At 60.8% G+C, this 18,768-nt stretch carries 18 protein-coding genes; 13 read left to right on the top strand and 5 right to left on the bottom strand.

Going from position 1 to position 18,768, the window contains the following annotated elements; genetic code table 11:
- Positions 1 to 83 precede the first annotated feature (83 nt).
- The 12 genes from sucC to lpdA all read left to right on the top strand — a co-directional run bounded on the left by sucC (position 84) and on the right by lpdA (position 12,058).
- A complete protein-coding gene (gene sucC / locus Q1A63_RS04890) occupies positions 84 to 1,277 on the top strand; it encodes an ADP-forming succinate--CoA ligase subunit beta (RefSeq protein ID WP_298970362.1) in 1,194 nt (397 codons plus the stop codon).
- A gap of 73 nt (positions 1,278 to 1,350) precedes the next feature.
- Positions 1,351 to 1,806 carry a hypothetical protein gene (locus tag Q1A63_RS04885; protein ID WP_298970365.1) on the top strand — a complete coding sequence of 152 codons (456 nt, stop codon included), beginning with the start codon at positions 1,351 to 1,353 and terminating at the stop codon, positions 1,804 to 1,806.
- The gene (locus tag Q1A63_RS04880) at positions 1,803 to 2,285 is read left to right on the top strand and encodes a hypothetical protein (protein WP_298970366.1); all 483 of its coding nucleotides are present in this window, start codon (positions 1,803 to 1,805) and stop codon (positions 2,283 to 2,285) included. Before Q1A63_RS04885 ends, Q1A63_RS04880 begins: the two co-directional genes overlap by 4 nt.
- Before the next feature lies 1 nt (position 2,286).
- Positions 2,287 to 3,084, top strand: a complete 798-nt coding sequence (locus Q1A63_RS04875) for a class I SAM-dependent methyltransferase (protein ID WP_298970368.1) — start codon at positions 2,287 to 2,289, stop codon at positions 3,082 to 3,084.
- Positions 3,085 to 3,138: 54 nt separating this feature from the next.
- The gene (gene sucD / locus Q1A63_RS04870) at positions 3,139 to 4,026 is read left to right on the top strand and encodes a succinate--CoA ligase subunit alpha (protein WP_298970370.1); all 888 of its coding nucleotides are present in this window, start codon (positions 3,139 to 3,141) and stop codon (positions 4,024 to 4,026) included.
- A 196-nt stretch (positions 4,027 to 4,222) separates the two neighbouring features.
- On the top strand, positions 4,223 to 4,690 hold the full coding sequence (locus Q1A63_RS04865; protein WP_298970372.1) for a DUF805 domain-containing protein: 468 nt from the start codon (positions 4,223 to 4,225) through the stop codon (positions 4,688 to 4,690).
- A complete protein-coding gene (locus Q1A63_RS04860; protein WP_298970374.1) occupies positions 4,687 to 7,644 on the top strand; it encodes a 2-oxoglutarate dehydrogenase E1 component in 2,958 nt (985 codons plus the stop codon). The genes Q1A63_RS04865 and Q1A63_RS04860 overlap by 4 nt, the downstream gene beginning before the upstream one ends.
- Positions 7,645 to 7,677: 33 nt before the next feature.
- Complete coding sequence (gene odhB, locus Q1A63_RS04855) at positions 7,678 to 9,192, top strand: 2-oxoglutarate dehydrogenase complex dihydrolipoyllysine-residue succinyltransferase (RefSeq protein ID WP_298970375.1); 1,515 nt, start codon at positions 7,678 to 7,680, stop codon at positions 9,190 to 9,192.
- Entirely contained in the window at positions 9,192 to 9,773 is a 582-nt protein-coding gene (locus tag Q1A63_RS04850) for a hypothetical protein (protein WP_298970376.1), read from the top strand. Before odhB ends, Q1A63_RS04850 begins: the two co-directional genes overlap by 1 nt.
- Positions 9,774 to 9,794: 21 nt before the next feature.
- The gene (locus Q1A63_RS04845; RefSeq protein ID WP_298970378.1) at positions 9,795 to 10,178 is read left to right on the top strand and encodes an MAPEG family protein; all 384 of its coding nucleotides are present in this window, start codon (positions 9,795 to 9,797) and stop codon (positions 10,176 to 10,178) included.
- On the top strand, positions 10,175 to 10,585 hold the full coding sequence (locus tag Q1A63_RS04840) for an MAPEG family protein (protein ID WP_298970381.1): 411 nt from the start codon (positions 10,175 to 10,177) through the stop codon (positions 10,583 to 10,585). The genes Q1A63_RS04845 and Q1A63_RS04840 overlap by 4 nt, the downstream gene beginning before the upstream one ends.
- An 84-nt stretch (positions 10,586 to 10,669) precedes the next feature.
- Positions 10,670 to 12,058 carry a dihydrolipoyl dehydrogenase gene (lpdA, locus tag Q1A63_RS04835; RefSeq protein WP_298970382.1) on the top strand — a complete coding sequence of 463 codons (1,389 nt, stop codon included), beginning with the start codon at positions 10,670 to 10,672 and terminating at the stop codon, positions 12,056 to 12,058.
- A 69-nt stretch (positions 12,059 to 12,127) separates the two neighbouring features.
- On the opposite strand, the gene Q1A63_RS04830 is transcribed toward lpdA, so the two are convergent.
- Genes Q1A63_RS04830 through Q1A63_RS04815 form a run of 4 tightly spaced genes read right to left on the bottom strand, consistent with a single transcriptional unit; the run spans position 12,128 to position 15,039 of the window.
- On the bottom strand, positions 12,128 to 12,736 hold the full coding sequence (locus Q1A63_RS04830; protein ID WP_298970384.1) for a pyridoxamine 5'-phosphate oxidase family protein: 609 nt from the start codon (positions 12,734 to 12,736) through the stop codon (positions 12,128 to 12,130).
- Positions 12,729 to 13,460: a lysophospholipid acyltransferase family protein gene (locus Q1A63_RS04825; RefSeq protein ID WP_298970386.1), complete on the bottom strand. Its 732-nt coding sequence runs from the start codon at positions 13,458 to 13,460 to the stop codon at positions 12,729 to 12,731. The genes Q1A63_RS04830 and Q1A63_RS04825 overlap by 8 nt, the downstream gene beginning before the upstream one ends.
- Entirely contained in the window at positions 13,460 to 14,365 is a 906-nt protein-coding gene (locus Q1A63_RS04820; RefSeq protein ID WP_298970388.1) for an FtsX-like permease family protein, read from the bottom strand. The genes Q1A63_RS04825 and Q1A63_RS04820 overlap by 1 nt, the downstream gene beginning before the upstream one ends.
- Positions 14,362 to 15,039: an ATP-binding cassette domain-containing protein gene (locus tag Q1A63_RS04815; RefSeq protein ID WP_298970390.1), complete on the bottom strand. Its 678-nt coding sequence runs from the start codon at positions 15,037 to 15,039 to the stop codon at positions 14,362 to 14,364. The genes Q1A63_RS04820 and Q1A63_RS04815 overlap by 4 nt, the downstream gene beginning before the upstream one ends.
- A gap of 166 nt (positions 15,040 to 15,205) precedes the next feature.
- Here Q1A63_RS04815 and Q1A63_RS04810 point away from each other — a divergent pair, with 166 nt between their 5' ends.
- Positions 15,206 to 16,144 carry a zinc-ribbon domain-containing protein gene (locus Q1A63_RS04810; protein WP_299630895.1) on the top strand — a complete coding sequence of 313 codons (939 nt, stop codon included), beginning with the start codon at positions 15,206 to 15,208 and terminating at the stop codon, positions 16,142 to 16,144.
- Positions 16,145 to 16,149: 5 nt separating this feature from the next.
- Here the strand turns inward: Q1A63_RS04810 and Q1A63_RS04805 are convergent, their stop codons facing one another.
- Entirely contained in the window at positions 16,150 to 18,765 is a 2,616-nt protein-coding gene (locus tag Q1A63_RS04805) for a TIGR02302 family protein (protein ID WP_299630893.1), read from the bottom strand.
- Positions 18,766 to 18,768: the final 3 nt, after the last annotated feature.

Below are 18,768 nucleotides of genomic sequence, written 5' to 3'. Positions count from 1 at the left end.
TGGGGATAAACCGGTTTCATCGCAGAAAATTCGCGTTTTATATCGGGAGCTGAACCGATCCACAAAAGCACGGGACCAAATCCATGAACATCCATGAATATCAGGCAAAAGCATTGCTGCGCAGCTACGGCGCGCCGGTCTCCGACGGGCGTGTGGTGTTGCGGGCTGAAGAAGCCAAGACAGCAGCTGGCGCGCTCGATGGCCCGATGTGGGTGGTCAAGGCACAGATCCACGCCGGGGGGCGCGGCAAGGGCAAATTCAAGGAAGCGGATGCAGGCGATAAGGGCGGCGTCCGGCTGACCAAATCTGTTGAAGAAGCCTCGGAAGAAGCCAAGAAGATGCTCGGGCGCACCCTGGTCACCCACCAGACCGGTCCGGTGGGCAAACAGGTCAACCGCATCTACATCGAGGACGGCTCCGGCATCGAGACCGAAATGTACCTTGCCTTGCTGGTGGACCGGCAGACCAGCCGGGTCAGCTTCGTCTGCTCCACCGAGGGCGGCATGGACATCGAAGAAGTGGCCGCGGCGACGCCCGAAAAAATCCTCAGCTTCTCCGTCGATCCGGCCTCCGGCTATCAGGCGTTTCATGGGCGCCGCATTGCCTTTGCGCTGGGGCTGGAGGGCAAGCAGGTCAAACAATGCGTGGGCCTGATGGGGCTGCTCTACAAAGCGTTCATGGAAAAAGACATGGAGATGCTGGAGATCAACCCGCTGATCGTGACCGACAGTGGTGATCTGAAAGTGCTGGACGCGAAGGTCAGCTTTGACGGCAACGCGATCTATCGCCACCCCGACATCGCCGAGCTGCGTGACACCACCGAGGAAGACAGCAAAGAGCTGGAGGCCTCGAAATACGACCTCAACTACATCGCGCTCGATGGCGAGATCGGCTGCATGGTCAATGGCGCGGGTCTGGCCATGGCGACGATGGATATCATCAAGCTTTATGGCGCGGAGCCTGCCAACTTCCTCGACGTGGGCGGTGGCGCCACCAAGGAAAAGGTGACCGAAGCCTTCAAGATCATCACCTCCGACGACAACGTTAAAGGCATTCTGGTGAATATCTTCGGCGGCATCATGCGCTGCGATGTGATCGCCGAAGGCGTGGTGGCTGCGGTCAAGGAAGTGGGTCTGAAGGTGCCGCTGGTGGTGCGTCTGGAAGGCACCAACGTTCAGGAAGGCAAAGACATCATCAACAATTCCGACGTGGATGTGATCGCCGCCGATGATCTGAAAGACGGCGCGCAGAAGATCGTGAAGGCTGTAAAAGGCTAAGCACGTGCGGGGCGTTTTTCCACTTGCATTGCTTTGCGGTGCGTTGGCTCTCAGCGCCTGCTCCGCTCAGGGCGTGTCATCTGACACGGCGGAGCTGCGCAACATGTGGCGGTTCAATCTGGTGCCGAAAAGCAGCCCCGCGCTGATGGTCAGCGCGTTTGACCGCTTCTGCGTGGAAGGGCCGCGTGATGATGCAGCGCTCCGCGCGGCCGGATATGTCCCGCTTCCGGAAAAAACGCCGGGTGCCCGTGCCTATGTGATCGATGATCGTCGTCCGGCAGTGGCGGTGTCTGACAAGATGTGTGTCGTACAAGCGGAATCGCGCACCGGCCAGACCACGCGGTTCCAGAACTACGTGGCCGCCACCTACCCCGGTGCCCGTGCGGTCGATCCAGCCCCCTTGGGGCAAAACATAGAACAGGCGTGGGCTTTGCCGACCAATCCGCCGGCGCTGATTGCCACTGAACGCACTGTCAGCGTCGGCTGGTACCGCTATGCGCTGATTTACTTCCGACCGGGTGAGACATGATCCGGCTCGCCCTCATATCCTTTTGGCTCGGCGCGGCAGCCCCTGCGACCGCTTTGGCTGACCCGGCGATTGCGAGCTTCAATGCGGTTTGTTTCAAGGCCGGTCAGACCGCCAGCGAGGCCCGCGCCCGGATGGCGGCGCGCGATGGCACTCCGCTGCCTTACGCGCTGACATTTTGGGACAAGACCTTGGAGCCGGCGCCCGATACCGTCGCTGTAATCGAACGGCGGTGCGAAGTTGCTTTTGACGGGGAGCACACCACCAAAGCGATCGCGGCCCTGCGCACCCAGATGGCGACCCCGCCGGTCTTTGGCTTCAAAATTGACCTGCCGCATACACATGCGCCCGAGCCGGGAACCGCGCTCCTCGACGGCAGAGAGCTTCTGCGTGGGCGCGTCGCCGTGGTGCATGTAGGGACGCGGGACAACCGGACCTATATGGCGGTTGACCGTTTGCCCGTTGGATGGGAGGCGTTCTGAGATGCTCGACACAGCGCCACGATCCTGCCCCTGTTGCGACGCAACCGACATCGTACCCTGGCCCCAGTATTCGCCCCAAGACTGGCAGATCGTGCGCTGCACCGCCTGCGACATGACCTATCTGCGCAATCCGGTGGCTTATGAAGCGCTGGAAGAAGATTTTGCCTGGGAAAAGACCTATGAGGTCAAGAAAGAGGCCTCGAAAGGCTCCACCTCGCTCAGCCCCGGCATCCGTGCGCTGCGCAAGAAACTCGGGCTGACGCACCGCAACAAACACGACAAATACCGGGTATGGTTCAACGATGGCCATGTGCTGGACATCGGCTGCGGGCACGGCGGCCGCATCGCGCCCCCGATGACGCCCTATGGCATTGAATTGTCCAAGGGCCTGCATGCGCAGGCCGACACCTATATGCGGGAACAGGGCGGCTATTGCGCGCATGGCGCAGGTGCCGAGGCCATCTGGACCTTCGATCAAGGCCAGTTCGACGGGATCATCATGCACTCCTATCTAGAGCATGAAACCGATGTGATGCAGGTGCTCAAGGGATCGCATCGTGCCCTGAAAGAGAGCGGTGCCATCTACATTCGCGTGCCCAATTTCGGCTCCATCAACCGTCGCCTGGTGGGCGCGAAATGGTGTGGCTTCCGCTATCCCGATCACGTGAACTATTTTACCCTCAAGACGCTGACCGAAACCGCCCGCAAGGCGGGTTTTGACACGGAGCTGGTGAACAAACTGGCCCTGCCTGTTGACGACAACATCACCGTGCTGCTGCACAAGGCAGGTCGCGCATGACCCGCCGCAATCCTCTTCTCATCCGGACCTTGAAATACCAAAAAGGGAACCAAAATGGCCGTACTTATTGACGAAAATACCAAGGTGATCTGCCAGGGCCTCACCGGCTCTCAGGGCACATTCCACACTGAACAGGCCATTGCTTACGGCACTAAAATGGTCGGTGGCGTGACACCGGGCAAAGGCGGGCAGACCCATCTGGACCTGCCGGTTTTCAATTCCGTGCATGAGGCCAAACATGTGACGCAGGCTAATGCCAGCGTGATCTATGTGCCGCCGCCCTTCGCTGCGGATTCCATTCTGGAGGCCATCGATGCCGAGATGGAACTGATCGTATGCATCACCGAAGGCATCCCCGTCTTGGACATGATGAAGGTGCAGCGCGCGCTGGAAGGATCCGCGTCGCGTCTGGTGGGACCAAACTGTCCTGGCGTGATCACGCCAGACGCGTGCAAGATCGGCATCATGCCCGGACACATCCACAAGCGCGGCTCCTGCGGCGTGGTCTCACGCTCCGGTACGCTGACCTACGAAGCGGTCAAGCAGACAACCGATCTGGGCTATGGTCAATCGACAGCCGTGGGCATCGGCGGCGACCCGATCAAGGGGACCGAGCACATTGACGTTTTGGAAATGTTTCTGGCCGATGACGAGACCCAAAGCATTATCATGATTGGTGAAATCGGCGGCAGCGCCGAGGAAGACGCGGCACAGTTCTTGGCAGATGAAAAGAAGAAAGGCCGCTGGAAGCCCACGGCAGGCTTCATCGCGGGCCGCACCGCCCCTCCCGGGCGCCGCATGGGCCACGCCGGTGCCATTGTCGCTGGTGGCAAGGGCGGTGCCGAAGACAAAATCGAAGCCATGCGCGCCGCCGGCATCGTCGTCGCCGACAGCCCCGCGACGCTCGGCGAAGCGGTGAAAGAGGCGATTGAAAAGGGGTGAGGACCGATCCGAGCATACGCGAGGCAAACGCTCCAGTGGAGCGTTTGAGGTCCGAACGGGCGGAGCCCCGGACGGTCACTACATCGCAGTCCCATATACTGAGGGGAGCGCCTGACCTTGGGGAGGTGCAAAGCGCCTTCCCGGGGGGAAGGTCAGGCGCTGCCCGACGGTGCCGTCGGGCGGGAGGTTCTCAGCGATGACCCTTACAGAGTCCGTCAAAACTTGTTTCAGAAAATACTTCACCTTCTCCGGGCGCGCCTCGCGATCAGAGTTTTGGTGGTTTGCTCTCTTCCTGTCGATCATCAGTACCGGAATTCAGAGCTACGTTTCCAGTGATAGTCAAAACCTGTCATTCAAGTTCGGGCTACACTTCAACATCGGAACACATGCTCACCTCCTTGAAAACCTTTTCACAGCAGCAACTTTCGTGCCTTTCATAGCGGCATTGACAAGGCGCCTGCATGACACAGGAACGTCAGGTTGGCGGGCACTCATATATTTGGCGATTTTAGCTACAGCAGTTGGATCGCTATGGGTTTTGCCATGGCAAATCAGCTTCATTTTCATCGTGTTTCTGATGGCTTTTGGTGTCTACTCTCTCTGCAAAAAATCCCGATCCGGCTCCAACCAATACGGTCCCAACCCACATGAGGTAACCCCATGACCGAACATACACCCAACGATCAGTTCCATGCCTCCTCCTTCATGCAGGGGCACAACGCGGAATATCTCGAACAGATGTACGCGCGATACGCCAATGATCCGAACGCGGTCGATGACGCCTGGCGGGCCTTCTTCAAGGCGATGGGGGATGATGAGGTCTCGGTCAAGCGCGAGGCCGATGGCCCGAGCTGGGCGCGCAGTGACTGGCCGCCGCAGCCCGGCGATGAGATGACACAGGCGCTCACCGGCGAATGGGCGCCTGAAGCCGAACTCAAAGGGGCTGGCGACAAGATCAAGGCGAAGGCTGCGGCCACCGGCGTGGAAGTCACCGACGATCAGATCAAACGCGCCGTGCTCGACAGCATCCGCGCGCTGATGATCATCCGCGCCTACCGCATCCGGGGCCATCTGGTCGCGGATCTCGACCCGCTGGGCATGCGCGAGATGACACCACACCCGGAGCTTGACCCGAAATCCTATGGCTTCACCGAGGCCGACATGGACCGGCCGATTTTCATCGACAAGGTGCTCGGGCTGGAAACCGCCTCGATGCGCGAAATCCTCAGCATCGTGAAACGCACCTACTGCGGCACCTTCGCGCTGCAATACATGCACATCTCCAACCCCGAAGAAGCGGGCTGGCTGAAAGAGCGCATCGAGGGCTTTGGCAAGGAAGTGTCGTTCACCCGGGAAGGACGCAAGGCGATCCTGGCCAAACTGGTCGAGGCCGAGGGCTTCGAGAAATTCCTGCATGTGAAATACATGGGCACCAAACGCTTTGGTCTTGATGGTGGCGAAAGCCTGGTGCCGGCAATGGAGCAGATCATCAAGCGCGGTGGCGCTTTGGGCGTGCGTGACATCGTGATCGGCATGCCGCACCGCGGACGGCTGAGCGTATTGGCAAACGTGATGGCCAAACCCTACAAGGCGATCTTCAACGAGTTTCAGGGCGGCAGCTTCAAGCCTGAGGACGTGGATGGCTCGGGCGATGTGAAATACCACCTTGGCGCATCCTCGGACCGCGAATTTGACGGCAATACCGTGCACCTCAGCCTAACGGCCAACCCCTCTCACCTGGAGGCGGTGAACCCCGTTGTGCTCGGCAAGGCGCGCGCCAAACAGGATCAGAACAACGACACCGACCGCACCACCTGCATGCCCATCCTGCTGCACGGCGACGCGGCCTTTGCGGGCCAGGGCGTTGTGGCGGAGTGTTTTGCCCTGTCGGGCCTGCGCGGGCATAAAGCGGGCGGCACCATGCATATTGTGGTCAACAACCAGATCGGTTTCACCACGGCGCCGCATTTCTCGCGCTCCTCCCCCTACCCCACCGACAACGCCCTGGTGGTCGAGGCGCCGATCTTCCACGTGAACGGCGATGACCCGGAAGCGGTGGTGCATGCCGCCAAGGTGGCCACGGAATTCCGCCAGAAATTCCGCAAGGACGTGGTGATCGACATCTTTTGCTACCGGCGGTTTGGCCATAACGAAGGCGATGAGCCGATGTTCACCAACCCGGTGATGTACAAGAAAATCAAAGGTCAGAAGACCACGCTGAGCCTTTATACTGAACGGCTGGTGCGCGACGGGTTGATCCCCGAAGGCGAAATCGAAGACATGAAGGCCGCGTTTCAGGCCTATCTGAGCGAAGAATTCGAAGCCGGAAAGGAATATCGCCCCAACAAGGCGGATTGGCTGGATGGCAAGTGGTCACACCTGGACAAGCAGAAAACCCAATATCAGCGCGGCAAAACCGCCATCGCCAAGGCCACCTTCAAGGAGGTTGGCGCAGCGTTGACCAAAGCGCCCGATGGCTTTCCGCTGCACAAGACGGTCGGACGCTTGCTTGAAACCAAGAAGGCGATGTTTGACGCTGGCGACGGGATCGACTGGGCGACAGCCGAGGCGCTGGCCTTTGGCTCGCTGCTGACCGAAGGCTTCCCGGTGCGGCTGGCCGGACAGGACAGCACGCGGGGCACCTTTTCCCAGCGCCATTCCGGGCTTGTCAGCCAAGAAACGGAAGAACGCTATTACCCGTTGAACAACATCAAGGCGGGGCAGGCACATTACGAGGTCATCGACTCGATGCTTTCGGAGTACGCCGTGTTGGGGTTTGAATACGGCTATTCGCTGGCCGAGCCCAACGCATTGACCCTCTGGGAAGCGCAATTCGGCGATTTCGCCAATGGCGCGCAGATCATGTTTGACCAGTTCATTTCCTCCGGTGAGAGCAAATGGCTGCGCATGTCGGGCCTTGTTTGTCTGCTGCCCCATGGATTCGAAGGGCAAGGGCCGGAACACTCCTCCGCCCGGCTGGAACGGTTCTTGCAGATGTGCGGGCAGGACAACTGGATTGTGGCCAATTGCACGACACCGGCGAACTATTTCCACATCCTGCGGCGGCAGATTCACCGCTCCTTCCGCAAGCCACTGATCCTGATGACGCCGAAATCCCTGCTGCGCCACAAGCTGGCCGTCAGCAAGGCCGAAGAATTCACCACCGGTTCCAGTTTCCACCGGCTGATGTGGGACGATGCGCAACAGGGCAATTCGGAGACCAAGCTGGTGGCGGACAACAAGATCAAGCGCGTGGTCATGTGCGCGGGCAAGGTCTATTACGATTTGCTCGAGGAACGCGACGCGCGTGGCATCGACGACGTCTACCTGCTGCGGGTCGAACAATTCTATCCCTTCCCCGCGCAATCCGCCGTGAAGGAGCTGGAACGCTTCAAGCAGGCCGAAGTGGTCTGGTGTCAGGAAGAGCCCAAGAACCAGGGCGCCTGGACGTTCATCGAACCCAACATCGAATGGGTTCTGGGCCGCATCAAGGCCAAACATCCGCGCCCGATCTATGCGGGTCGCGCCACATCGGCCAGCCCAGCCACGGGTCTGGCCAGCCAGCACAAAGCACAACAAGCAGCGCTCGTCGATGACGCGCTGACGATCAAGAAATAATTGGCAAGAAATAAGCGCCGAAGGGAAACCATCATGACCATCGAAGTTCGCGTCCCCACGCTGGGCGAATCCGTCACCGAGGCCACCGTGGCCACATGGTTCAAGAAACCGGGCGACACCGTCGCCGTCGATGAAATGCTCTGCGAGCTCGAAACCGACAAGGTGACCGTCGAAGTACCCTCACCCGCTGCCGGTACATTGGCGGAGATTGTCGCCGCTGAAGGGGAAACCGTGGGTGTCGATGCGTTGCTCGCCTCCATCGCCGAGGGGGAAGGCGCAGGTGCCGGGAGCACAGCTCCCGCCGCTGCGCCGGTTGCGGCCGCTGACGCGCCCGCAACCCCGGGCGGCACCGTGGACGTGATGGTCCCCACCCTGGGTGAGAGCGTCACGGAGGCGACCGTCAGCACCTGGTTTAAGCAGGTCGGGGATACCGTGGCCGCTGATGAAATGCTCTGCGAACTGGAGACCGATAAGGTCAGCGTTGAGGTTCCAGCACCTGCCGCGGGCACGCTTACGGAAATCCTGGCGCCCGAAGGCACCACCGTGGATGCCACCGCGAAACTGGCGGTGATGACGCAAGGCGAAGGTGCCGCAGCGCCTGCTGCACCGACGGCAGCCGCTGCACCTGCTGCCGCGCCAACAGGTGGTGGCAAGGATGTCGAGGACGCGCCCGCCGCCAAGAAGGCCATGGCCGAGGCCGGGATCAGCCGCGATCAGGTCACGGGGTCTGGCCGGGACGGGCGGGTGATGAAAGAGGACGTGAGTGCCGCGATTGCCGCTGCCAGCGCCACCCCGGCACCGGCCCCAGCCGCCGCCGCAGCGCGTGCGCCAGTTGCTGCCGATGATGCGGCGCGCGAAGAGCGGGTGAAGATGACACGCCTGCGCCAGACCATTGCCAAGCGTCTGAAAGACAGCCAGAACACGGCGGCCATGCTCACCACCTACAACGAGGTGGACATGACCGAAGTCATGGCGCTGCGCAATGAATACAAGGATCTGTTCCTGAAGAAACACGGGGTCAAGCTGGGCTTCATGTCCTTCTTCACCAAGGCCTGCGTGCATGCGCTGCGCGAGGTGCCGGAGGTCAATGCCGAGATCGACGGGACCGACATTGTCTACAAGAACTTCGTACATATGGGCATTGCGGCAGGCACGCCCACGGGCCTGGTGGTGCCGGTGATCCGGGATGCTGATGCGATGAGCTTTGCCGCCATCGAGAAGGCGATTGCCGAGAAGGGCGCACGCGCGCGCGACGGTAAACTCAGCATGGCCGAGATGCAGGGCGGCACCTTCACGATCTCCAATGGCGGCGTCTATGGCTCGCTGATGTCCTCGCCGATCCTGAACCCGCCGCAATCGGGCATTCTGGGCATGCACAAGATCCAGGACCGGCCGATGGCCATCAAGGGTCAGGTGGTGATCCGCCCGATGATGTATCTGGCACTTTCGTATGATCACCGGATTGTCGACGGCAAGGGTGCTGTGACCTTCCTCGTGCGCGTGAAAGAAGCGCTGGAGGATCCACGGCGGTTGCTAATGGACCTCTGATGTCGCAGTTGCTCGATTCCATCCCGAAGGAGTGGCCACGGGTCTTTTCCGTGGTCTCCATCGGGTTTATCGGGATCTACGCCGCCATCGAGGTGTCCGGCGATCTGAGCAACCGCGAGAGCTTTTCCGTCACCGATTGGGCGCAGGATATTGTTGATCCGCTTCCGAATGTTGCGGCTGGTATCGTCCTATTTCTTTCGGTTTTCGCGGCCTACGCGGTCGGAGAGCTCATCACGACCACTGCACCCGTCTACGTGACCCAGAAACAGAAGGCACGGCGCCTGAAAATGCTGATCGCGGCACGCGATGACACCACCGGGTTTGTCCGTGAGGTGCTGCGTAAAACGGACAATAAAGTGGAGTTCTTTTGCGGGCTTTTCATGATCACCATGCTGTCGTGGATCGCCAAGATGATTGTGCTGACCTGGCTGGGTGAATACGGCGCCGCGCTCTATCAACTGCCCGGTATTGCACTGAGCCTGGTTTTTTTCCACTATTCCAGGGAAATGGCCGTGCGTGACATCCGCCTGCTGATTGGCCTGAAAAAACAGCTGGAACATCCCGAAACGACAAATCCGTGACGCCTCTCAAAGGAGCCGCCAGTGACCGAAATCCAAATCCTCGCCCTCTACGGCCTTCTGGTCATCCTCACCCTGATCCTGCAGGCCACCGGCGGGCTCACGCAGCTTGGCATGGGCTACCTCTTGGGCAGCCGCGATGAGGGGCGCACCGTCTCCGGCATTGCCGGACGGCTGGAACGCGCGCTCAGCAATTCCGTCACCGCCATGGTGCTCTTTGCGCCGGCCATTCTGCTGCTTGTCGTCACCGACAGTACATCGAACCAGAGCCTGCTCGCCGCGCAGGCCTTTCTGATCGCCCGTATCATCTACCTGCCCTCCTACGCCTTTGGCATCACTGGCATCCGCAGCCTCGCCTGGACGGTCGGCATCGTGGCCACGATCACGCTCTATCTGCTGGCGCTATGACGCCTGAGCTTACAGTTCTGGCGCTCGCGGCGCTGTTGCAAGCGGTGCAGTTCGTGCTGATGGCCGTGCCCGCAAACATCGAACTGGCACCGGGCGAGACCCTGAGCCCCCGTGACCGGGACAAACTGGGCGGTGATCTGGTCGACAAGCTATCGCCGCGCACGGCCCGGCTTTACCGCGCACTGAACAATCACTTCGAAGCACTGATCCTCTTCACCATCGCGGTGCTGGTCGTGACCTTGGGCGCGCAATCATCACCTGTCACCCAAACCTGCGCCTGGATCTACCTGGCCGCCCGGATCGCCTATATTCCTGCCTATGCCTTCGGCTGGGTACCGTGGCGCTCACTCATCTGGTTCATCGGCTTTGGCGCGACGGTTGTAATGCTGCTTGCAGCCTTGCTCTAGGCGGGCAACTATGGCGCGACCGATTTGTCGCAACCGATACTGAAACAACAAGAAACAGACGTTCCAAATTGAAGGATCTCACCCATGGCAAACTACGACGTAATCATCATCGGCTCTGGCCCCGGCGGCTATGTCTGCGCCATCCGCTGCGCGCAGCTGGGCCTGAAAGTGGCCTGCGTCGAGGGGCGTGAGACATTGGGCGGCACCTGCCTGAACGTGGGCTGCATCCCCTCCAAGGCGCTGCTGCACGCGAGCCATATGCTGCATGAGGCCGAGCATAATTTTGCTGCCATGGGGCTGAAAGGCAAAAGCCCGTCGGTCGATTGGAAACAGATGCTGTCCTATAAGGAAAAGACCATCGGCCAGAACACCAGTGGCATCGAATTTCTGTTCAAAAAGAACAAAGTGGACTGGCTGAAAGGCTGGGGATCGATCCCCGAGGCGGGCAAGGTTCAGGTTGGCGACGAGCTGCATGAGGCCAAGAACATCATCATCGCATCCGGGTCCGAGCCGTCATCGCTTCCCGGGGTGGAGATTGACGAAAAGGTTGTGGTGACCTCCACCGGTGCGCTGGAATTGGGCAAGGTGCCCAAGAAAATGATCGTCATTGGCGCCGGTGTGATCGGGTTGGAACTGGGCTCCGTTTACGCGCGCTTGGGCTCGGAGGTTACCGTCGTGGAATTCCTCGACGCGGTTACACCGGGTATGGACGCCGAAATCCAGAAGGTTTTCCAGCGCACGTTGAAGAAACAGGGCCTCAGCTTCGTCATGGGCGCCGCCGTGCAGAAAACAGAAGCCACCAAGACCAAGGCAAAAGTCACCTATAAGCTGCGCAAGGATGAGAGCGAGCATGTCATTGACGCGGATGTGGTCCTGGTTGCAACAGGTCGGAAACCCTACACCGACGGGCTGGGCCTCGAAGGTCTGGGCGTGACAATGACCAAACGCGGGCAGATCGCGGTGAACGCGAAATGGGAGACCAACGTGCCCGGCATCTACGCCATTGGCGATGTAATCGAAGGGCCGATGCTCGCGCATAAGGCCGAAGACGAGGGCATGGCCGCCGCCGAACAGGTCGCGGGCAAACACGGACACGTCAACTATGGGGTCATTCCGGGCGTGATTTACACGCATCCGGAAGTGGCAAATGTCGGCGCCACCGAGGAAATGCTGAAAGAGGAAGGGCGGGCCTATAAGGTCGGCAAGTTCAGCTTCATGGGCAACGGGCGCGCCAAGGCGAATTTCGCAGGCGATGGCTTTGTGAAAATCCTGGCGGATAAGACCAGCGACCGCATTCTGGGCGCCCATATTATCGGCCCGGCGGCGGGTGATCTGATCCACGAGATTTGCGTGGCGATGGAGTTTGGCGCCTCAGCCGAAGATCTGGCGATGACCTGCCATGCGCATCCAACCTATTCCGAAGCCGTGCGTGAGGCCGCGCTCGCCTGTGGCGACGGCCCCATTCACATGTAGCGTTGGCGCCAAAGGCCCCGAGACGTCTGAGGGTGGATCTGTGGCGACCTGATGAGCGTCACAGATCTTCTACCACATGGTCTTTTTCGCCCGTGCACCCCAGGCCGCGTCATAGGGTGCGCCGCCCTCTTCGCCGTCGCTCACTTCCGCCAAGATCTCGCCGACGGTCGGCAATCCCTCCGGCGCATCCGGGGTGAACCAGGTCCCAGCCCGCATCAACGCCCGCGCACATTGCGTGTAAATCTCGCCGATCTCGATCACAATGACCGTCGCTGGCAGTCTTTGTCCTTTGGCAAAACGCTGCCGTAGATCCCCATCAGCGGTGAGCCACGCCGTCCCGTTCACACGCACCACGTTGTTCGAGCCCGGCACCATGAACATCAGCGACACCCGACCGTCCTCCACGATATTCCGCAGAGAATCCAATCGGTTGTTGCCGCGCCAATCCGGCATCAGCAGCGTGCCTGGGTCAAGCTCATGAACCACCGGGCCATCGTCCCCACGCGGGCTGCCGTCGGTCCCCTCGGCCCCAACGGTGCTGAGAACGCAAAGCTGCGATGCCATGATCCATTTGCGATAAAGCGGGGTGAGGCGTCGCGCCACTTTGCGCAGCGCGGGGGCGCCGGGCGTGCCATAAAGCGCCAGCAACTCTTCCAGTGTCTCGATAGGGTCAGCCATCTGTAACCTGTTTGAAACCGGCCTCAGCCATCAGGGCATCCGAGGTCTCTTCGACCGAACTCTCCAGAATATCCATAAACTCGGCGCGCTCCATCCCCGGCTCAATCGCGGGCAGGAATTCCACCACCGCGACACCAGGTTTGCGCAGCATACCGCGCTTGGGCCAAAGCACACCGACATTGGTCGCCACGGGCACGCAAGGCTGACCCAGCTGCTCATAGAGCACTCCGGTCCCGACCTTATAGGGCATTTTCGCTCCCGGCGCCACGCGGGTGCCTTGTGAATAGATGATCAGCTGCCCGGGTTCCGTGCGCCCTGCATTGACGTCAGCAACCATCTTTTCAATCGCCGCCCCCCGCTTGCCACGATCCACCGCAACACAGTTCAGGCGTTTGGCGTATTGACCGATGATGGGCGTCATCAGAATTTCTTTTTTCATGATGAATTTCGCCGCGGGCAAGGCGGTGAAGATCATCATGATATCCAGAAACGACTGGTGTTTTGCCGCGATCAGCGCTTCGCCCTCGGGTGGTGTTCCGCGCACTTCACAGCGGATGCCCACCATCCAGCGCGCCGTCCAGAAGACATAGCGCGAGTAAGTCTTGCAGGCGGCATAGGCCCCCTTGCGGCTGAACATCGCCCAAGGCGCAAACCCCAGACCGATGATCGGCATCGCGATGTACATCTGAAGGATAAAGATCACGGAACGGGTGTATTGCAGCATCAGGCCAACCTTTTCAATGCGCGGTTTGCAGCGGCACCCGTTGCGATAAATGCTACGGCGGCTGCGAGCACCGGAATGATCAGCGGCAAGCCCCAGTGCCATCCCTGGAACCCCAAACCGGTGAGAAATCCACCGGTGTCAGAGGCGGCGGGCAGCAGCAAAACGGCCCCCAGCCCCAGCAGGCTCCCGACAAACGCGCCGCCGAAGGCGCGTAATGTGAACCGACGAATGAAGGCTTGAGCGATGTAGCGGTCCGTCGCGCCCACAAGGCGGAGCACCGCAATCACCTGAGCGTTTGCTGCCAGGGCCGCGTTGGCCGCCAAGGTCACCATGACGGCTGTCGTCACGCCCAGCAGGATTGCGGACACCCATCCCAGGAGACGCAACCGCGAGGCCGCCTGCACCAGTGGCTCGCGCCAGCGCGTGTGGTCGTCCAGCACCGCGCCCGGAACTTCGGCGGCCAGGCGCAACCGCAGCCCTGCGGCATCAAATCCGGTTTCCTCTTCGATGACTTCGATCAGCTGCGGCACGGGCAGCGTGGCCAGATCAAGCTCCGGCCCGAACCAGGGGGCCAGCAAGTCCTGTTGTTCTTCGGTGTCCAGCGCGCGGGCAAAGGCCACGCCAGCCGTGGTTTCCAAAATCCGCAATGCGGCATCGGTTTGGGCGGCGCGTTGATCCATCGGGGCAACGATCCGAATGGTTGAGGAGCGGGCGAGTTCGTCCCCCCAGCGCGCCGCCAACCGACCGGATGCCAGGGACAATGCCATGGCGAAAACGGCCAGAAAGGCCATCGTGCCAGCGGCAAAGAAGGTCAGCTGTGCGGTGAAGCCGGAGGGTGGCACCACACGGTTGGACTGCGGATCACCCAGGGCGAACCTGCGGATATTGCCAACCACCGAGCTCATAGATCGGCCCCCGCCAATTGCACGCGACGGTTCGCGATCCGCAGGACACGCGCCTGGATCTGGCTCTTTGCCGCGCGAATGAGGCTGAGGTCATGGGTCGCGATCAACACGGTTTTGCCCATCTTGTTGAGTTCCACCAGCAACCGCAGCAGGCGCTGGGACATCTCCCAATCCACATTGCCTGTTGGCTCGTCTGCAAGCACCACATCGGGCGACATGATCACTGCCCGCGCAAGGGCCGCGCGCTGGCGTTCTCCGCCCGAAAGCTCCGGCGGCAAGGCATCGGCGCGATGCGTCAGCCCGACCCAGGCCATCAATTCCGTCAGATCATCGCCCGCAGCTTCGGCATGGCGCCCGGAGACGCTGAGTGGCAAGGCAATGTTTTCAGACACAGGGAGGTGATCGAGAAACCGACAGTCCTGATGCACGACCCCCATCCGGCGTCGCAGCATCGCAATGTCATCACGCTCCAGACCCCGCACATCGTCGCCAAAGAGAGTGACCTCTCCCGAGGTCGGCAACAACGCGCCATAGCAAAGCTTCAGCAATGTCGTCTTGCCCGCACCGGAAGGCCCGGTCAGGAAATGGAAAGATCCCGGCGCTAATTTCAACGAAATATCAGATAACAGCGCGCCGCCCCCGTAGCTGTAGGCGACATTTTCCAGCTCGATCACAAAGGCCCCCGGTTTTTTGTTGCGCTGTTGTGCCCCAGCGTCTGTCTGGTTTCAATGCATCACTTGCAAGCTTTGTGCACAGTTAACACTTTTCGCACGACCTTGAAGCCAATATGGTGCACAAAAATAAAAACGGAAATGGGCTAACCATGGAGCAGGATGTACAATGCGTTTGATTTGTCCGAATTGCGACGCGCAATACGACGTGCCGGATGACGTAATGCCGCCCGAGGGGCGCGACGTGCAGTGCTCGAACTGTGGACAAACCTGGTTTCAGCGCCATCCCGATGCGGTGACCGACGACGCGGGTTCTGCGGAAGCGGATCTGGTTGAGGATGAAGAAGTCATTCGAGCAACCGAGGAAGAGGATCTGGATCCACCCGCGCCGGATCCGGTATCGGACCCAACACCTGAACCAGAACATATGCCTGAGGCTGAGGCTGAGGCTGAGGCTGAGGCTGAGGCTGAGGCAGATACTCAAGCAGACCCAAACCTTGAAGAGTTTGTTCCGCCAACACCACGCCGCCGGTCTTTGGATCCCGAAGTGGCGGCCGTGTTGCAAGAAGAGGCCGAGATTGAAACCCAGGCACGGCAGAGCGAGGCGGTTGGATCTGTCGAAACGCAACCCGATCTGGGTCTGACCGATACCGAAGGCAGCGACGAAGCGCGTAAACGGGCGCGCGAGGCCCGGGACCGCATGGCGCGCATGCGCGGCGAGGATCCTGCTAGCTTTGCAGATGAGGCGACGGTCACAGCGGCAGCGGCAGGCTCACGCCGCACCCTGTTGCCTGATATCGAAGAGATCAATTCGACGCTGCGTTCCAACAGCGATCGTTCACCCAATGATGATCCGGGGCAAACCGCGCAGGTCGAAGCGCGCGAGCGCAAACGCTTTGGGCGCGGTTTCATCCTGATGGTGGTGCTCGCCGCGATCTTGGCACTGCTATATGTATATGCCCCGCAACTCGCAGAGGCCGTGCCACAGGCGGATCCCTGGATCAGCGCCTATGTCGGCATGGTGGATCAGTGGCGCATGTGGCTGGATACCCAGGTTGAGGGGCTGCTCAGCTGGCTGGACGCCGCCGCTGTTTCCAGCGGCCAGTGATCTGATCAGAAACGATCGAGAAGCCGTTTGAGGTAGTCACGCTCTTCCTCGGGGCGTGCAACTTCGCCGGAGCGACGTCGTATCTCATCCAGCAATTCACGCGCACGGCCATAGGCATCGTCGTTGAGCGCCAGCGGTCCGGTGTCGCCATCCGCACCTGAATTCCCCTGCTCGCGGCCCAATGGATCACGATTTTCGGCACGGCGGTCAGAGGGCTGATTACCCTGCCCCGGCTGCTGATTGCGCTGTTGCTCCGCCATCATTTCACCCAGTGCGCGCATCCCTTCACGCAAGGCTTCCATGGCCTGACCTTGGTTGTCGATTGCCTCTGCGAGATCGTCTTCGCGCAGCGCTTGCTCAGCCCCGTCCATGGCGCGACCGGCACGATCCAATGCATCCCGCGCAGCATCACCCTCTGGTGTCCCGGCGCCGGGCAGGCTGCCCTGTTGCCGCCGTAGCTCATCGCGCAGCGCCTGTTGACGCTGGGCGAGATCGCCCCTGTCAGCGCCCTGGCCCTGCTCACCGCCCTCGCCGGACTGGGGGTCATTCTGGGCGGTGTCATCGTCATCAGACTCCTGTCCCTGACCGCCTTGCCCCTCGTGGCTCTGACCGCGTCCCTGGCCACCACTGCGACCTTCATTGCCCTGGTTTTCGCCAGCCTGCGCATTGGGATTGAATTGTTCCTGCAAATCACGGAACGCCTGATCGGAAAGCCCCTGTTGCTCGCGCAATGTCTCTGACAGGCCTTCCATCGCCTGTTCGCCCGGGCTTTGCCCGCCCTGACCCTGCTGGCCCTGGGTGACGCGCATGTTCTCCATCATTTCCTGAAGCTCTTGCAGCGCCTGCTGCGCCTCGGCCATGCGGCCCTGCTCCATCAATTCCTGAATGCGGTCCATCATCCGTTGCAGATCATCCTGCGTCATCTGCATGGCGTTTTCGTTGTTGCCGGACTGGTTTTCTTCGTTTTCCTGCTGTTGGCGTTGCGCCTGACGCGAGAGTTGCTGCAGGTAGTCTTCGGTCGCCCGGCGCAATTCGCGCATCAATTCGGCGATCTCCTCGTCCGAAGCCCCGTTCTTGATGGCTTCGTTCAGACGCTCCTGAGCCCGGCGCATCCGCTCGGCGGCATCGGCAAGGTCGCCTTCTTCCAGGATGATCGCCAGATCCCACATCTCCTGGCCCAGATCTTCCTGCATTTCATCGCTGAGGCCGTATTTTGCAAAGGTCTCCAGCTGGCGAATCACCTTGCGCAGGCGCATCGCATCCGTCTGGCTGCGGAAGAGGTCTTCCGGCAGGTAGGAGGTCGCCCGCAAAATCTGGCTGATCCGTTGGTTGTTGGCCCGCGACCACAGCAGATCGCGGCGCTGTTCGATCACCGCCGCCGCAACCGGATCGAAAAACCGTCGTCCGGGCAGTGTGATCGCGCGCGGTTCGGTTTCAAACTGCTGTTCTGCACCATCCAGCGCGGAAAGGCGTACCAATACTGGCAAATTCGCCCAGGCGTGCTCGGAAAAGTCCTCGATCAGATTTTCTTCAAATGCCTGACGGTTGCCCGCAATCGGGGTCGGCAAGGGCACCACCAGCTCGGGGCGGTTTTCGGGATCGATGGTCAACCCGTGGCGCCGATCAACCGAGGCCAGATCCAGCGTGAAACGGGCCTCCCCCGCTTCCACGCCATAGTCATCGCTTGCCTCGAACGGCAATGTCATTTCGCCCATGGCTGAGGCGGTTGGATCTTCAAGAACCGCAACCTGTGGCGGCAGGTCCGGAATGACCTCGACCTGCCAGCTGCGTCCGCCAGGGCCGTTGATTTCCACGGTGCCATCCTGCACCACGGTAAAATCCTGCGCCGGGTCAGAGGCGGGCGGCACGTCGGTCCGACCGGAAACTGTTTCGGACAGGGTCAAAGCCCCCACTTCGCCGTAAAGGCGCAATGTGATCAGACTGCCAACGGGCACGCGCAGCGCACCTTCGGGAATATCGTTCAGATAGATCGTGGGCCGACCGGTGTAGCGCGGGCTTTCGGCCCAACCTTCCCACACGGGACCGGAAGCGAGACCGGTGCCACCGGGGGACATATCGGTCACCGATCCGACACGCCAGATGGAGCCAAAGAGCAGTGCGATGCCAAAGACCAACACGGCCAGATACCGCAGCGCATAAGGGTCCCGTGAGGACACCCGTAAATCCGCGCTGACCGGTTCCGCATCTGCAGCGCGGCGCGCCATGCGCGCCTGGTGCGCGCGCCAGACAGCCGTTGAGGCGGCATCTGTGGCACCGATGGTCTGTGTATCAATAAGCGCCTGCAGCGGTCGACCCGGCAAGCTCGCGTCCAGACGCGTCAGAGCCTGCGCGCGGGTTGGCAGGCGGAACCGTAGAAACGCATAGCCCAATGCGCCGATCATGCTGAGACCGGCAATCACCGCGATGGCCCAGACCACCTCAACCGCGATCATGTCCTGCACGCCCAGCATCAGCGCGGCAAGAACGAAGAGGCACACTGTCAGCAGCGGCCAGAGGCTTTGCACCAGTGCTTCGGCCAGCATTCCGACATAGGTCAGCCGCAAGGGCCAGCGCACCGCATGCAGGGTGCGTTTCACATCATGCCGGGAAAATGACGCCATCGT

The sequence above is a fragment of the uncultured Roseobacter sp. genome (genome assembly GCF_947499265.1).
In the GTDB taxonomy this organism is placed as follows: Bacteria; Pseudomonadota; Alphaproteobacteria; order Rhodobacterales; family Rhodobacteraceae; genus Roseobacter.
The sequence above is the reverse complement of the archived record's forward strand: the minus strand, read 5'-3'. Positions and strand labels throughout refer to the sequence as shown.

What these genes read in the sequence shown, in the direction of transcription:
- Q1A63_RS04860 (WP_298970374.1), top strand. Translation starts at nt 4,687, where the DNA reads ATGACCGAACATACACCCAACGATCAGTTCCATGCCTCCTCCTTCATG.
- Q1A63_RS04805 (WP_299630893.1), bottom strand. Translation starts at nt 18,765, where the DNA reads ATGGCGTCATTTTCCCGGCATGATGTGAAACGCACCCTGCATGCGGTG.
- Q1A63_RS04880 (WP_298970366.1), top strand. Translation starts at nt 1,803, where the DNA reads ATGATCCGGCTCGCCCTCATATCCTTTTGGCTCGGCGCGGCAGCCCCT.
- Q1A63_RS04820 (WP_298970388.1), bottom strand. Translation starts at nt 14,365, where the DNA reads ATGAGCTCGGTGGTTGGCAATATCCGCAGGTTCGCCCTGGGTGATCCG.
- Q1A63_RS04865 (WP_298970372.1), top strand. Translation starts at nt 4,223, where the DNA reads ATGACCCTTACAGAGTCCGTCAAAACTTGTTTCAGAAAATACTTCACC.
- Q1A63_RS04850 (WP_298970376.1), top strand. Translation starts at nt 9,192, where the DNA reads ATGTCGCAGTTGCTCGATTCCATCCCGAAGGAGTGGCCACGGGTCTTT.
- Q1A63_RS04840 (WP_298970381.1), top strand. Translation starts at nt 10,175, where the DNA reads ATGACGCCTGAGCTTACAGTTCTGGCGCTCGCGGCGCTGTTGCAAGCG.
- odhB (WP_298970375.1), top strand. Translation starts at nt 7,678, where the DNA reads ATGACCATCGAAGTTCGCGTCCCCACGCTGGGCGAATCCGTCACCGAG.
- Q1A63_RS04830 (WP_298970384.1), bottom strand. Translation starts at nt 12,736, where the DNA reads ATGGCTGACCCTATCGAGACACTGGAAGAGTTGCTGGCGCTTTATGGC.
- lpdA (WP_298970382.1), top strand. Translation starts at nt 10,670, where the DNA reads ATGGCAAACTACGACGTAATCATCATCGGCTCTGGCCCCGGCGGCTAT.
- Q1A63_RS04875 (WP_298970368.1), top strand. Translation starts at nt 2,287, where the DNA reads ATGCTCGACACAGCGCCACGATCCTGCCCCTGTTGCGACGCAACCGAC.
- Q1A63_RS04825 (WP_298970386.1), bottom strand. Translation starts at nt 13,460, where the DNA reads ATGCTGCAATACACCCGTTCCGTGATCTTTATCCTTCAGATGTACATC.
- sucD (WP_298970370.1), top strand. Translation starts at nt 3,139, where the DNA reads ATGGCCGTACTTATTGACGAAAATACCAAGGTGATCTGCCAGGGCCTC.
- sucC (WP_298970362.1), top strand. Translation starts at nt 84, where the DNA reads ATGAACATCCATGAATATCAGGCAAAAGCATTGCTGCGCAGCTACGGC.
- Q1A63_RS04810 (WP_299630895.1), top strand. Translation starts at nt 15,206, where the DNA reads ATGCGTTTGATTTGTCCGAATTGCGACGCGCAATACGACGTGCCGGAT.